Annotated in this window: 11 protein-coding genes, 2 pseudogenes and 1 riboswitch; of the genes and pseudogenes, 6 read left to right on the forward strand and 7 right to left on the reverse strand. The window is 66.8% G+C overall.

The window, feature by feature from the left end; translation table 11 throughout:
* Window positions 1–29 precede the first annotated feature (29 nt).
* Window positions 30–2267, reverse strand: a complete 2238-nt coding sequence (uvrB, locus tag ACMAUO_RS03945; protein WP_420355681.1) for an excinuclease ABC subunit UvrB — start codon at window positions 2265–2267, stop codon at window positions 30–32.
* Between the two features lie 120 nt (window positions 2268–2387).
* Here uvrB and ACMAUO_RS03950 point away from each other — a divergent pair, with 120 nt between their 5' ends.
* Entirely contained in the window at window positions 2388–3176 is a 789-nt protein-coding gene (locus ACMAUO_RS03950; protein ID WP_420355682.1) for an exonuclease domain-containing protein, read from the forward strand.
* A gap of 24 nt (window positions 3177–3200) precedes the next feature.
* Here the strand turns inward: ACMAUO_RS03950 and ACMAUO_RS03955 are convergent, their stop codons facing one another.
* From ACMAUO_RS03955 to ACMAUO_RS03965, 3 genes and pseudogenes are all read right to left on the reverse strand, one after another.
* The gene (locus ACMAUO_RS03955; protein WP_420357194.1) at window positions 3201–4532 is read right to left on the reverse strand and encodes an ABC1 kinase family protein; all 1332 of its coding nucleotides are present in this window, start codon (window positions 4530–4532) and stop codon (window positions 3201–3203) included.
* 34 nt (window positions 4533–4566) lie between these two features.
* Complete coding sequence (locus ACMAUO_RS03960; protein WP_420357195.1) at window positions 4567–6375, reverse strand: M3 family oligoendopeptidase; 1809 nt, start codon at window positions 6373–6375, stop codon at window positions 4567–4569.
* A 476-nt stretch (window positions 6376–6851) separates the two neighbouring features.
* A pseudogene (locus ACMAUO_RS03965) lies at window positions 6852–6959 on the reverse strand (IS5/IS1182 family transposase); the annotation flags it as partial.
* Between ACMAUO_RS03965 and ACMAUO_RS03970 the strand changes: the two are divergent.
* Window positions 6954–7388, forward strand: a pseudogene (locus ACMAUO_RS03970) (transposase); the annotation flags it as partial. The pseudogenes ACMAUO_RS03965 and ACMAUO_RS03970 sit on opposite strands and share 6 nt — an antisense overlap.
* A 97-nt stretch (window positions 7389–7485) precedes the next feature.
* Here the strand turns inward: ACMAUO_RS03970 and ACMAUO_RS03975 are convergent.
* The 3 genes from ACMAUO_RS03975 to ACMAUO_RS03985 form a co-directional block, all read right to left on the reverse strand.
* Entirely contained in the window at window positions 7486–7695 is a 210-nt protein-coding gene (locus ACMAUO_RS03975) for a hypothetical protein (RefSeq protein ID WP_420355683.1), read from the reverse strand.
* 135 nt (window positions 7696–7830) lie between these two features.
* On the reverse strand, window positions 7831–8781 hold the full coding sequence (locus ACMAUO_RS03980; RefSeq protein ID WP_420355684.1) for a CHAD domain-containing protein: 951 nt from the start codon (window positions 8779–8781) through the stop codon (window positions 7831–7833).
* Between the two features lie 15 nt (window positions 8782–8796).
* Window positions 8797–9261, reverse strand: a complete 465-nt coding sequence (locus ACMAUO_RS03985) for an Lrp/AsnC family transcriptional regulator (RefSeq protein WP_420355685.1) — start codon at window positions 9259–9261, stop codon at window positions 8797–8799.
* A 158-nt stretch (window positions 9262–9419) separates the two neighbouring features.
* On the opposite strand from ACMAUO_RS03985, the gene alr reads away from it, so the two are divergent.
* The 4 genes from alr (at window position 9420) to ACMAUO_RS04005 (ending at window position 13820) form a co-directional block, all read left to right on the forward strand.
* The gene (alr, locus tag ACMAUO_RS03990) at window positions 9420–10583 is read left to right on the forward strand and encodes an alanine racemase (RefSeq protein ID WP_420355686.1); all 1164 of its coding nucleotides are present in this window, start codon (window positions 9420–9422) and stop codon (window positions 10581–10583) included.
* A 19-nt stretch (window positions 10584–10602) separates the two neighbouring features.
* A complete protein-coding gene (locus tag ACMAUO_RS03995) occupies window positions 10603–11859 on the forward strand; it encodes a D-amino acid dehydrogenase (RefSeq protein ID WP_420355687.1) in 1257 nt (418 codons plus the stop codon).
* Between the two features lie 112 nt (window positions 11860–11971).
* Window positions 11972–12076, forward strand: a riboswitch (SAM-I-IV-variant riboswitch).
* Between the two features lie 58 nt (window positions 12077–12134).
* Window positions 12135–13178, forward strand: a complete 1044-nt coding sequence (locus ACMAUO_RS04000; RefSeq protein ID WP_420355688.1) for a threonine aldolase family protein — start codon at window positions 12135–12137, stop codon at window positions 13176–13178.
* Window positions 13179–13193: 15 nt separating this feature from the next.
* The gene (locus tag ACMAUO_RS04005; protein ID WP_420355689.1) at window positions 13194–13820 is read left to right on the forward strand and encodes a LysE family translocator; all 627 of its coding nucleotides are present in this window, start codon (window positions 13194–13196) and stop codon (window positions 13818–13820) included.
* The last annotated feature ends 7 nt before the right edge of the window (window positions 13821–13827 follow it).

Genomic DNA, 13827 nt, shown 5'->3' on the forward strand with positions numbered 1-13827 from the left:
CATCAACACTTTTCAAACAACCTCTTACTCTAGCGTCCGCCCCGCCGCCGGCCACCGCGCCCCTTGGCCGGGTCGTAACCGCCGCCGCCCGGCCCCATCGGTTCCGGCCCCTGCCCTTTCCGCCGTGGCGGCCGGCCGGCGCTGCCGGCGACACCCGCGGTCGAAACCGGCACGGGCACCGGGTCCAGCCCCAGATCCAGTGCCTCCAGCCGCTTGATTTCGTCGCGCAGCCGCGCGGCGGTCTCGAATTCCAGGTCCGCCGCCGCCGCGCGCATCCGCTTTTCCAGCTCCGCGATGGTGCTGCCCAGATCCTTGCCGACGAATTCCGCCACGTCGGCCCCCTTGGTCGGCGTAACGGTCACGTAGTCCTGCTCGAAGACAGAAGAGAGCGCCTCGCCGATATGCTTGCGCACCGATTGCGGCGTGATCCCGTGTTCGGTGTTCCATTCCGACTGTTTCGCCCGCCGCCGCGCGGTTTCCTCGATCGCGTAGCGCAGACTATCGGTCATGGTATCGGCGTACAGCAGCACCCGCCCATCGATGTTGCGCGCCGCTCGCCCGATGGTCTGGATCAGCGAGGTGCGCGAGCGCAGGAACCCCTCCTTGTCCGCATCCAGGATCGCGACCAGCGAGCATTCCGGAATATCCAGCCCCTCGCGCAGCAGGTTGATGCCGATCAGCACGTCGAACGCCCCCAGGCGCAGGTCGCGGATAATTTCGATCCGCTCCAGCGTATCGACGTCGGAATGCAGGTACCGGACCCGGATACCGGCCTCGTTCATGTAATCCGTCAGATCCTCGGCCATGCGCTTGGTCAGGGTCGTCACCAGCACCCTGCCCCCGGCCGCGATCGTCAGGCGGCATTCCGCCAGCAGATCGTCCACCTGCCGCTCCACCGGGCGGATCTCGGTCACGGGGTCGATCAGCCCGGTCGGGCGGATCACCTGCTCGGCGAACACGCCCCCCACGCGCCCCATCTCCCAAGGCCCCGGCGTAGCGCTGACGAAGACCGTCATCGGGCGAAACTTGTCCCACTCCGCGAATTTCAACGGCCGGTTGTCGAGGCAGGACGGCAGGCGAAACCCGAACTCCGACAGGATCGACTTGCGCGCGAAATCCCCCCGCTCCATGCCGCCGATCTGCGGTACCGTCACGTGGCTCTCATCGACGATCAGCAGCGCATCCTCGGGCAGATACTCAAACAGCGTCGGCGGCGGATCGCCCGCCTTGCGGCCCGAGAGGTAGCGGGAATAATTCTCGATTCCCTTGCAGACGCCGGTGGTCTCGATCATCTCGAGGTCGAACGTGGTCCGCTGCTGCAACCGTTCCGCCTCCAGCAGCTTGCCCTCCGCCGTAAACTCCGCCAGCCGCTGGCGCAGTTCATGCTTGATGCTCGTCACAGCCTGGGTCAGCGTCGGGCGCGGCGTCACGTAATGGCTGTTGGCGTAGACACTGACCTCCTGCAGGTCACCGGTCTTGTCGCCGGTCAGCGGGTCGAATTCGGTGATGGAGTCGATCTCGTCGCCGAACAGCGAGACCCGCCAGGCCCGATCCTCGTTCTGCACCGGAAAGATATCGACGGTCTCGCCGCGCACACGAAAGGTGCCGCGCTGGAAGGCGGCATCGTTGCGGCGATATTGCAGTTCGACCAGCGCCTTGACCAGCTTGTCGCGATCGATCTCGCCCCCGGTTTCCAGCCGCACCACCATGCGCGAATAGGTCTCGACCGACCCGATACCGTAGATGCACGAAACCGAGGCCACGATGATGACGTCGTTACGCTCCAGCAGCGCCTGGGTGGCGGCATGGCGCATCCGGTCGATCTGCTCGTTGATCTGGCTGTCTTTCTCGATATACGTGTCCGAGCGCGGCACATAGGCTTCCGGCTGGTAGTAATCGTAGTAGCTGACGAAATATTCCACCGCATTGTCGGGGAAGAACTGCTTCATCTCGCCATAGAGCTGCGCCGCCAGGGTCTTGTTCGGCGCCAGGATCAGCGTCGGCCGCTGCGTGGCCTCGATGATCTTCGCCATCGTGAAGGTCTTGCCCGACCCGGTCACGCCCAGCAGCACCTGGTCGCGTTCCCCCTCCCCGACCCCGGCCACCAGTTCGGCGATGGCGCGCGGCTGGTCGCCCGCCGGCTCGTAGGGCGACTGGATGACCAGCCGCCGCGTCTTCTCCTTCGCCGGCTGGCGTTCGGGCTGAAAGGTCACGACCTCTTCGGACGGATCGGGACGACGGGTCTTCTTGCGGGCGGGCGCGGGCATGGTTCAGGACTGTGGGGATCGCGCGACGCCAGCGCAAGAGCCGTCATGCGCGCACCAGCCCGCACGCCGGGCGCGCCGATTCGATTTTGGAATCCCGCCTCCCGTCCCTAGAGTGGGCAGATGGACGGTACCCTGTCCCCCCAACCCGCCCCCTATGTCCGGGTCATCGACCTGGAAACCAGCGGCCGAGACGCCGCCCATGGCGGCATCGTCGAGATCGGCTGGCAGGATGTGGCGCACACGCCCGACGGCTGGCGTCTGGCGGCGCCCCCCTGCGCGCAGCTCACCCATCCCGGCGGCCCGATCGCCCCCTGGACCACGGCGATCCACCACATCACCGACCAGGATGTACACGACGCGCCGCCGATCACCACCATCGCCCCAGGCATCCTCCGCCCGGCCCCCCGCCCGCAGGCGTTCGCAGCCCACCGCGCCAGCTTCGAGCAGACATGGCTGCGCGCCCTCCTGCCGCCCACATTGATGGCCGGCACGGGATGGATCTGCACCTATAAATGCGCGCTGCGCCTGTGGCCCGACGAGCCCGGCCATTCCAACCAGGGACTGCGCCATTCCCGTCGCCCGACCGGGCTGGAAAAACATCTGGGCAATCCCGCCCATCGCGCCGGCCCCGATGCCTATGTCACGGCCCACCATCTGCGCGACATGCTGGCGCTGGCGTCGGTGGAGCAATTGCTCCGCTGGTCCCGCCAGCCGGCGCTGCTGGTCAAAGTGCCACACGGTCCGCTGCGGGGCCGCCGCATCAGCACGCTGGCAACCCCCGATCTCGACCGGCTGATGGCCAACCCCAGGCCCCCCGGTCCCGACCTGGCCTTCACCCTTCGCACCGAACGCGCCCGCCGCACGGGGCAGGCCGACGCCCCCGTACAGCAACTCACATTACCACTCTGACGCAGCCCCGAAGGGCCGCGCGGATCAGCCCTCGACCGGCGGCGGCACCAGCGCCTGCCGCATCAGGTCCGCCTGCCGCGCCGCCAGTTTGGCCGAATCGAAATCGGCGATCAGTTCCTGGAACAGCCGATACCAGTTCAGCTTCGCCCCCAGCCGCAGGAACACGCTGCCCAGCCCGATCGCCGAGCGGTCCACCAGCACGAACTCGCGCGGCGGCCGCACGCCGCCGGTCTGTTTCAGGCCGGCATAAACCCGCTCGGCCACCACGCGGCCATATTGGGGGTCGTCATTTTCCTGGATCGCCCGCACCCGATCCTGCATCAGCGGCTCGTAGATAAAGCGCGCCCACTCGTTCAGCACGCGCATGGTCTCGCGCGACATATTGGTAAAGCCCCACGCCTGATAGGCGTGATAGGCCAGATCCTCGTCATTGGTCTCCAGCGCGCGATACAGGTCGATGATCCCCTGCACGAACCGCGCCGGAAAGATCCGGATCGCGCCCATATCCAGCAGGTTGAGCCCGTAATCGGGACGCACGGTGAAATTGCCCATATGCGGGTCACCATGGATCACGCCGTTGCGATAGAGCGGCACATACCAGGCATGGAACAGCGCGCGCGCCATGGCATCGCGCTGCTCCTGCGCGGGGTCGGTATCCAGCACCGACTGCACGCCCCGGCCATCCAGCCAGTCCATCACCAGCAGCCGCCGCGTCGTCAGGTCCTCGACCGGCATCGGCACGCTGACATCCGGGCAGTCGGCCAGCATCAGGTTGTAGAGCCGCAGGTTCGCGGCCTCGCGCAGATAGTCCAGTTCCTCCTGCAACCGAGCCGTCAGTTCCACCAGCACGTCATCCTGCTTGATCGTGCTGTCGATGCGATAATACAGCCCCACCGCCATGCGGAACTGCCGCAGGTCGGAATCCACCGTCGCCTGCATGTCCGGATATTGCAGCTTGCACGCCACCCGGCGTCCGTCCGGCAGCACGGCCCGATGCACCTGCCCCAGACTGGCCGCCGCCGCCGCCTCATGCTCGAACGAACGGAAGCGCCGTTCCCAGTCACGCCCCAGTTCGGCGGCCATGCGGCGGCGCACGAAGCTCCACCCCATCGGCGGCGCATTGGCCTGAAGCTGCGCCAGCTCCACCGCATATTCATCCGGCAGCGCGCCGGGAATGGTGGAGAGAAGCTGCGCGCCCTTCATCAGCGGCCCCTTCAGGCCGCCGAGGATCGATTTCAGGTCGCCGGCATGGGTGGCGTGGTTGGTGCGCAGCCCCATCTTGTGGCCGGCGATGCGCGCGGCGATACCGCCGACCGCGCCCGACGTGCGCACCATCCGACGCAGTTCACCGAACATGCCGGTATTGTCGAGATCCCGTTCCTCCGCCACGTCAGGCACGCTCCAGTTCGTCAATAAATCCGGCGATCACGTCCAGCCCCTTGCGCCAGAACCCGGGATCGGCCGCGTCCAGCCCGAACGGCGCCAGCAATTCGCGATGCCGCATCGTGCCCCCCGCCCGCAGCATGTCCAGATATTTGTCCTGGAACCCCGCATGGCCAGAGGTGAACACGCCATAAAGCGCATTCACCAGGCAATCCCCGAATGCATACGCATAGACATAGAACGGAGAATGGATGAAGTGCGGGACATAGGTCCAGTACACGTCATAATCCGGCGTAAAGTTGAAGGCCGGCCCCAGGCTCTCCGTCTGCACCTGCCGCCAGATGGCGCCGATCCGCTCGGGCAGCAATTCGCCCGATTTCCGCTCGTCATGCACCAGCGTCTCGAACCGGTAGAACGCGATCTGGCGCACGACCGTATTCAGCATGTCCTCGACCTTGGCCGCCAGCATCAGCCGCCGCCGCGCCGGATCGGTCTCGCCGTCCAGCAGCGCGCGGAAGGTCAGCATCTCGCCGAACACGCTCGCCGTCTCGGCCAACGTCAGCGGCGTGCCGGACATCAGGTAGCCATGCGGCGCCGCCAGCACCTGATGCACCCCATGGCCCAGTTCATGGGCCAGCGTCATCACGTCACGGGTCCGGCCATGATAATTCAGCAGCAGATACGGATGGACCGACGGCACCGTCGGATGGGCAAACGCCCCCGACGCCTTGCCGGGCAGCGGCGGCGCATCGATCCACGGATTATCGAAGAACCGCCGCGCCACCGCCCCCATGCGCGGATCGAACCCCTCATAGGCCGCCAACACCTGCCGCGTCGCTTCGTCCCACGGAATGGTCCGCTCGTCCGCCGCCGGCAGCGGGGCATTGCGGTCCCAATGCTCCAGCTTCTCCAGCCCCAGCCAGCGCGCCTTCATCGCGTAATAGCGGTGCGACAGGCGCGGATAATCCTCCGTCACCGCCTGCACCAGCGCGTCGACGACCTCGTCCTCCACCATGTTGCTGCGATTGCGGTAGGACCCCGGGCGCGGATAATGCCGCAGCGAGTCGGTAATCGACTTGTCCTTGGCCAGCGTATTGGTGATCAGCGAGAACAGCTTGATATTGCCGCCAAACACGCCGCCAATCGCCTTCGCCGCCCGCTCGCGCACCGCGCGATCCTGATCCGACAGCCGATTCAGCGCCTCGCCCACCGTCAACTCCCGCCCATCCAGCGGAATGCGCAGCCCAGCCATCGTCTCGTCGAACAGCCGGTTCCAGGCGGAAGCCCCGGTCACCGATTTCTCGTGCAGGACCTGCTCGATCTCGTCACTCAACTGATGCGGCCGGAAAACCCGCAGGTCACGCAGGAACGGCCCCCACACCGCCAGCGCCGGGTCAGCCAGACGGGCGGAGAGGTCCTCGTCCCCGATCCGGTTCAGCTCCAGGGTAAAGAACAGCAGATGGCTGGAAATATCCGTCAGCCGCTCATTGATCGACTGCGAGAACCGCCCGATCCCGGCATCGGACGAATCGCCGGCAAACAGCAATTGCGCGTATGACGCCGCCCGCCCCAGCACCTCGTCGATCCGCTGATATTCCCCGATCGCCTCGGCCAGTTCGGCCGGCGCGGCACCGGCCAGCCGCCCCTTCCAGGCAGCGGCAAAGGCAGAGGCATCCGATTCCGCCTGTTCCAGATCGGTGCGCAGCGCGTCCGAGTCGGGGCTCTCATACAAATCCCGCAAATCCCAGCGCGGCAGATCCCCAACCGCGGCCGCAGGCGCGCCGCCATCGGCCGCCTGACGCGATTGACAGTCCATCCGGCCAGTGAAAAGAATCTGCTTCAGCATCGGCGCGGCACTCCTTATAACGCCCCCGCACCGATGCACGGGGCCCGCTTTAGCCCGTTATCTTGCAGCCCGCTTTAAAAGCGTCGCTGTCATCAGTCCAGCGCCCGTTCGCGGCATGGGTTGAACGCTTAATTCCCCTATTAAGGTCCCATAACAGACCAGATAGCACATATCGCGGCGCTCACGGCAGCGTCAGGGCAGGACGCCCCCTCGTCCCTTCGCCGCATACGGATTGCCCCCCTTGGCCCAATCGATGAGGCAGGACATTTATCTTCCACCGATACCGGCGCCGTAATCATCAGCCGGATGAAATTTTTGTCACCGAGCAACCCCAAGCCAAAAACTAAAATGTTTCAACTCAAATAGATAACACCCTCCATTCGAGTTGTCCGATCTGAATTGGTTGCAAGCCGGCGCACCATATGACAGTTTTATTAGAGCCTGAATCAGAAAGCGGTTTGATTGATTTCCCGCAGAGTTTTGCGAATATGGGCGATCATCAACCACACGCATGATGACGAGATTGTTGCCTCGACATCCTTCGAGAGGCGGCGGTGGAGCGAGTGCCGCTGGGGGCCTTTTCGGTGCCCCGGCGGACTGGCGGCAAGGCACAGTATCATCCGCGCCTGATGCTGGCGCTGCTGATTTACGCCTATGCGAACGGCGTATTCTCATCGCGTCGGATCGAACGGGCGACGTATCGTGACATCGGTATGCGCTTTGTGGCGGCGAACCTGCATCCTGACCATGACACGATCGCGACGTTCCGGCGCAGCAATCGCACGGCGATCGAGGCGGCGTTCGTGCATGTGCTCTTGCTGGCACGCGAGACAGCGCTGGTGCGGCTGGGCACGGTGTCGATCGACGGCACGAAGATCGATGCCAATGCCTCGAAATACCGCTCCATCCGTTATGATCGCGCGAAAGAATTGCGCGAGAAGCTGACCGCCGACATCGCCACCCTGATGGAGCGGGCGGAGGCGATAGCAGGGCCCAACCCGACAGCCTGTTAAAACACCCTCTGAGTAACGCGCTGAAAGCGCTGCTGCCGGCAATCCGACGCGCGTTCGGGTCGGGCCGTCAGGCGGCGGCGAGCGCCGCCACGACCCGTTGGCGGCGAAACAGGCCAGCCGCGAGCGTCCGCGCATCCTGAAGCGACGCCATGATCTGCCCGTTCAGCGGGCGCAGCCATTCATGAATGGCACGGAAAACGCGCGTTCCATCGTGACGGGACTGAATGACGACCCCGACGAACACGCCATCGATCTCGACGATCTCGGATTTGATCATGACATGGCTCTCCTTCTCGCGGCAGCATGTCCGTAAGAATGCGGGTTCAAGACCACGATATCGGACAGGAGGCAACGACGGCCCGATGAAGACTTCATGACATTCCGATGAACGCCTTTCCGGGCTTCGGGCTCTTCAGGCCCAGAAGACCGGGGTGCGGCGAAATTTGCGCCACCGCCTGTGCGCCGCCTCGTGGGTTGCATCCTGCCGGCAGCACAGAAAGCCGGTCACCGCGCCCACCACATAGCGCATCTCGCCGCCCGCCCCACCGTCGAACAGCGCCAGCAGCCGCCCCGTGGTCAGCACGTCGCTATCCGCCCCCAGGGCCGCCTGCACCGCCGCCAGACGCCGCAGAAAGGGCCCGCCCTTCTGCCCCGGCGCATGAAGCGTGACGAAGAATTCCGACGCATAGCGCAGTTTTTTCAGGGCCAGGCGTACCTGATGACGCTCCGGCGGCGTCAGCCGCGCAAATCCCCGCCCCTGGCGCCGCGCCTTGCGATGCAGCCGCGCCAGATGGCGGGCGGCGAAATCGGCCGCCGGTTCCTCCAGAGCCTTCAGCCCCGCCGGCGACCGCGCCTCGTCCCACAGGCCACCATCGGCCAGGTGCCCCATCAGATGCAGGAGCCACTCGGCATCCTCACCGCCCAGCACCTGCCGGACCCGCCCGTAGGCGCCGTCGCGCAAGCGGCTGGCCAGCGGCAGCAGCAGCCCGGCCACATTGACCCCCGCCCGCCCCAGCGGGCTGAGGCCGGGCAGCGTCTCCAGCATGAAGACATCCCAATCCCGCGCCTCGCCGACCGCGCGGGCCAGCATGCGCGCCCGTGCCGCCGCCTCGTCCAGCGTCGCGCTGGGATAATCGCGCCGCAGCAGACCCGCCAGCGCGCGAAAGCGGCGCAGGGCCACGCGCACCTGATGCACGCCCTCCACATTCCGCCCATCCATCGCCACCGGCAGATTGGCCTCCAGATGGTCGCGCAGAACGCGGGCGATCCGCGCCACGGCCCGGCGCACGGTATCGCCCCGCTCCAGTTCCACCGGCTGGGCCCGGTGACTGTCGGGAATGGCGGTCTCCACCTGGTCCGGCATGGGTGTGTCTCTCCCTTATCGCCAGACCACGGGACGGATGGCGAAATTGCTCTGGATCTGGGCCACGCCCGGCAGGCGCGAAAGTTCCTCGTTATGGATGCGCTCATAATCCGCCGCATCGCGCACCGCGACATGCAGCAGGTAATCGGCATCGCCCGTCATCAGATAACATTGGCGCACATCGGGGCAGGTTTTCACCCGCGCCTCGAACCGCCGCAGGCATTCCTCGGTCTGCCGGTCCAGCGTGATCCGCACGATCACGATCGTCGTTGCCTCGCGCCCCCGCTCGTCGATGATCGCGCGATAGCCGCGGATCACCCCGGCCCGCTCCAGCTGCCGCACCCGGCGCAGGCAGGCCGAAGGAGACAGCCCGACCCGCTGCGCCAGATCGGCATTGGTCATGCGCCCGTCCTGGCTCAGATGGCGCAGAATCGCCTCGGTCGCCCGGTCCATATTCTGTTTTGAATCGGAATCTATCATGCTTCGGCAACCATCCCGGCAGATCATGCCATTTCGGCGCAGAGAATTGCATATCCCGCTCTTCGACGACAGATCATGCGGTCATTCGGCAGGAAATATCAGCCGAAGCCAGCCTAAGCTGATGGCGCACACCCTGATCGGTCGAGGCCGCGCCGCCCATGTCCCATGCCACCCCCATTCCCCATCTGTACGACGCCGGCTGGCCCCGGGCCCGCGCAGGCGCGACCCTGACGATCGACCTCGACGCCATTCGCGCCAATTATCAGGCGGTGCGGACCCGCGCGGCCGGCGCGGAATGCGCGGCGGTGGTCAAGGCCGATGCCTACGGGCTGGGCGCGGCGCGGGTCGCCCCCATGCTGGAGCAGGCGGGCGCGCGCACCTTCTTCGTCGCCCATGTGGACGAGGGCATCGCCCTGCGCCCCCATATCGCCCGCGCGAGCCGGGTCTTCGTCCTGCACGGCCCACTGGCCGGGGCCGAGGCCGATTGCGTGCAGCACGACCTGATCCCGGTCCTGAACAGCGTCGAGCAGATCGGCGCATGGCGCGCCCTGGCCCACCGGCTGGGCCGCACCCTGCCGGCGGCGGTGCAGCTCGATACCGGCATGTCGCGCTTCGGCCTGTCGGAAGACGATCTCGACCGGATCGACGCCGACCCCGACGGCTGGCGCGGCATCGAACGCTGCCTGGTCATGAGCCACCTCGCCTGCGCCGACGACCCGTCCGACCCGGCCAGCGCCCATCAGCGCGACCGCCTGCTGGCCATGCGCGCGCGCCTGCCGGCCGCGCCGCTGAGCCTGTCCGCCTCCTCGGGCATCTTCCTGGGGCCGGATTTCCATTTCGACCTGGTGCGCCCCGGTGCGGCACTCTATGGCGTGGCGCCCAACGGCAGCGCCCCCAACCCGATGCGCCCGGTCGTGCGCCTGCAAGCCCGCATTCTCCAGACCCGCACCGTCGGCCCCAGGGACGGCGTCGGCTACGGCCTGACCTACCGCCCGACCACCAGACGCCGGATCGCGACCATCGCCGCCGGCTATGCCGACGGCTTCATGCGCCACGCGGCGCGGGAGGGCCGCGCCTGGCTGGGCACCCAGCCCCTGCCGATCATCGGCCGTATCTCGATGGATTCCATGGCCGTCGACATCACCGACGCCCCCGATTCCCTCACCGGCCCCGGCGCCATGCTGGACCTGCTGGGGCCGCAGCACGGGGTCGACGAGGTCGCCCGTGGCGCCGGCACCATCGGCTACGAAATCCTCACTTCCCTCGGCCACCGCTACCACCGCGCCTATGTCGCGGACGGCGCGGCCTCCTCCCTCTCCTGAGCGGACCTGACGACATATCATGAAGATCATCATTCTCGGCGGCGGCGTGGTCGGCGTGACCTCGGCCTGGTACCTCGCGCAGGCAGGCCACGAAGTCACGGTCATCGACCGGCAGCCGGCGGCGGGGCTGGAAACCAGCTTCGCCAATGCCGGCCAGGTCTCGCCCGGCTATTCCTCCCCCTGGGCCGGGCCGGGCGTGCCGCTCAAGGCCGTGCGCTGGCTGCTGATGGCCTATCGCCCCTTCGTCTTCCGCCCGATGGCCGACCCGCACCAGTGGCGCTGGCTGGCGCAGATGCTGGCCAACTGCACCGCCGCCGCCTACGACCGCAACAAGGGCCGCATGGTCCGGCTGGCGGAATACAGCCGCGACGTACTCAACGACCTGCGCGCCAGCACCGGCATCACCTATGACGACCGCCAGCAGGGCACGCTCCAGGTCTTCCGCAAGCAGAAGCAGCTCGACCATATCGGCGAGGATCTGCGCGTGCTGGACCAGTACAAGGTGCCCTACGAACTGCTGGACGCCGCTGGCTGCGTGCGGGCCGAGCCCGGCCTGGCGGCGGCCCGGGGCAAGCTCGTCGGCGGCCTGCGCCTGCCGGGCGACGAGACCGGCGACGCCCATATGTTCACCCAGCGCCTGGCGGCGATGGCGGCGGAACGCGGCGTGACGTTCCTCTACGACACCACGATCCGCGGCCTGTACCGCGAGGGCGGCCGCATCACCGGCATCGACACCAGCCGGGGCCGGATGGATGCGGATTCCTACGTGCTGGCGCTGGGCAGTTTCTCACCGGCCATGGTGCGCAGCCTGGGGCTCGACCTGCCGATCTATCCGGTGAAGGGCTATTCGATCACCGCCCCGATCATCGACGCGGCGCGCGCCCCGGTCTCCACCGTGATGGACGAGACCTACAAGATCGGCATCACCCGGCTGGGCGACCGCATCCGCGTCGGCGGCACCGCCGAACTGGCGGGCTTCAGCACCACGCTGCGCGCCCCGCGCCGGGCGACGCTGGAACATTCGCTGACCGACCTGTTCGCCGGCGCCGGCGACGTGCCCGCCGCCACCTTCTGGACCGGCCTGCGCCCCATGACGCCGGACGGCACGCCGATCATCGGCGCGACCGGAATCGGCAATCTCCATCTCAATACCGGCCACGGCACGCTGGGATGGACCATGGCCTGCGGCTCGGGCCGGGTGCTGGCCGACATCCTGTCGGGCCGCAAGCCCGACATCGCGCATGAGGACCTGGCCCTCAGCCGCTATAAAGCCTGATCCAGGCAGCGCCCGGCCCACCCGTCGGACGCCTTTTTACATCCCGTCAATACGCATCCCCGCCATGCGCGGGGGCCTTGCTTGCCGCGGCCAATACGCTGCGATATGGTGCGCGCCGCATCCAGAGCCGGGATCTCCCGGCACCAACCTGCATCCGAGCAAGGTGGCGTTCCCGTTTCGGGAAGATGTGGCCGATCCGGCAAAAAACGGACCGCTACCTCACTGTCACCAATCCTCGTGATGCCTGTAGCAAGCGAGGAAAGGCCGCAATCGCGATGCCCCATACCCAGCAATTCGCCAGCGACAATTACGCAGGCATCTGTCCCGAAGCCCTGCGGGCGATGGAAGAGGCCAATCGCGGCTCGGCCCCCGCCTATGGCGACGATCCGTGGACGCTGCGCGCCGCCGACGCCTTCCGCCGGACATTCGAGACCGATTGCGAACTGTTCTTCGTCTTTAACGGCACGGCGGCCAATTCGCTGGCGCTGGCGTCGCTCTGCCAGTCCTACGAAAGCATCATCGCCGCCGACATCGCCCATGTCGAAACCGACGAATGCGGCGCGCCGGAATTCTTCTCCAACGGCGCCAAGATCCTGGTCGGCCGCACCACCAACGGCAAGCTGACGCCCGAGACGATCCGCGCTTTCGTGCTGGGCCGCACCGATATCCATTTCCCGCGCCCCAAGGCCGTCACCATCACCCAGCCGACCGAGACCGGGCAGGTCTACACGCTGGACGAGATCCGCGCGATTTCCGCCACCTGCCGCGAACTGGGGCTGCGGCTGCACATGGACGGCGCACGCTTCGCCAACGCCATCGAAACCCTGGGCTGCTCGCCGGCCGAAATGACGTGGCAGGCCGGCGTTGACGTCATGAGCTTCGGCGGCACCAAGAACGGCATGGCGATCGGCGAGGCGGTGATCTTCTTCAATCGCGCCCTGGCCGAAGGTTTCGACTACCGCTGCAAGCAGGCGGGGCAACTGGCCTCCAAGATGCGCTTCCTCTCGGCCCCCTGGGCCGTGATGTTCGAAACCGGCGCCTGGCGCACCCATGCCGCCCACGCCAACGCCTGCGCCCGCCATTTCGCGAAGCAGGTCGAGCGGCTGCCGGGGGTCGAGATCATGTTCCCCGTCGAAGCCAACGGCGTGTTTCTCAAACTGTCGGAGACCCTGACCGAAGGGCTGCACGCGCGGGGCTGGCGGTTCTATACCTTCATCGGCGGCAGCGCCCGCTTCATGTTCGCCTGGGATTCCGAAATCACCCGCGTGGATGCGCTGGTGGCCGACCTGCGCGCACTCACGACCGCCGACGCCGCATAGGAACCCGCCCCCGTCATGACACTGCAATCGTGGCTGCTCTACCTGAACGCCGTGTTCCTGCTTTCGGCCATTCCGGGGCCGAACATGACGCATATCATGACCGCCAGCATCCGCTACGGGGTGCGGCGGGCGATCCCGGACATGACGGGCTGCCTGCTGTCGCTGGTCGCTCTGATGGCGGCCTCGGCACTGGGGCTCAGCGCCGTGCTGGCGGCCTCGCCCCTGCTGTTCACGATCCTGAAATTTGCTGGTGCGTTCTATCTGATCCAGCTTGGCGTGCGCGGCTGGCTGTCAAACGCCCCCGCCGCACAGGCGGAAGGCGCTGCCCTGCCGCCCCTGCCCTGGCATGCCTCGCTGCGCACGTCGTTCCTGGTCGGGGCCAGCAACCCCAAGGCGATCATCTTCGCGGCGTCGTTCCTGCCGCAATTCGTCAATCCCGCCGCCCCCCAGGCCCCGCAATATGCACTGCTGATCGCAACCTCGGCGGTGGTGGAAGTGCTGTGGTACCTCATCTACGCCGGCAGCGGCGCCCGGCTGGCGGCAGTCCTGTCCCGCACCACCTGGCGCCGGCGCATGCAGCGCACCAGCGGCGCCCTGTTCATCCTGTTCGGCTGCGTGCTGCTGCTGCACGATCCGAAATAAAGGCCAC

This window comes from Gluconacetobacter brunescens, from assembly GCF_048695475.1.
Taxonomy (GTDB): Bacteria; Pseudomonadota; Alphaproteobacteria; order Acetobacterales; family Acetobacteraceae; genus Gluconacetobacter.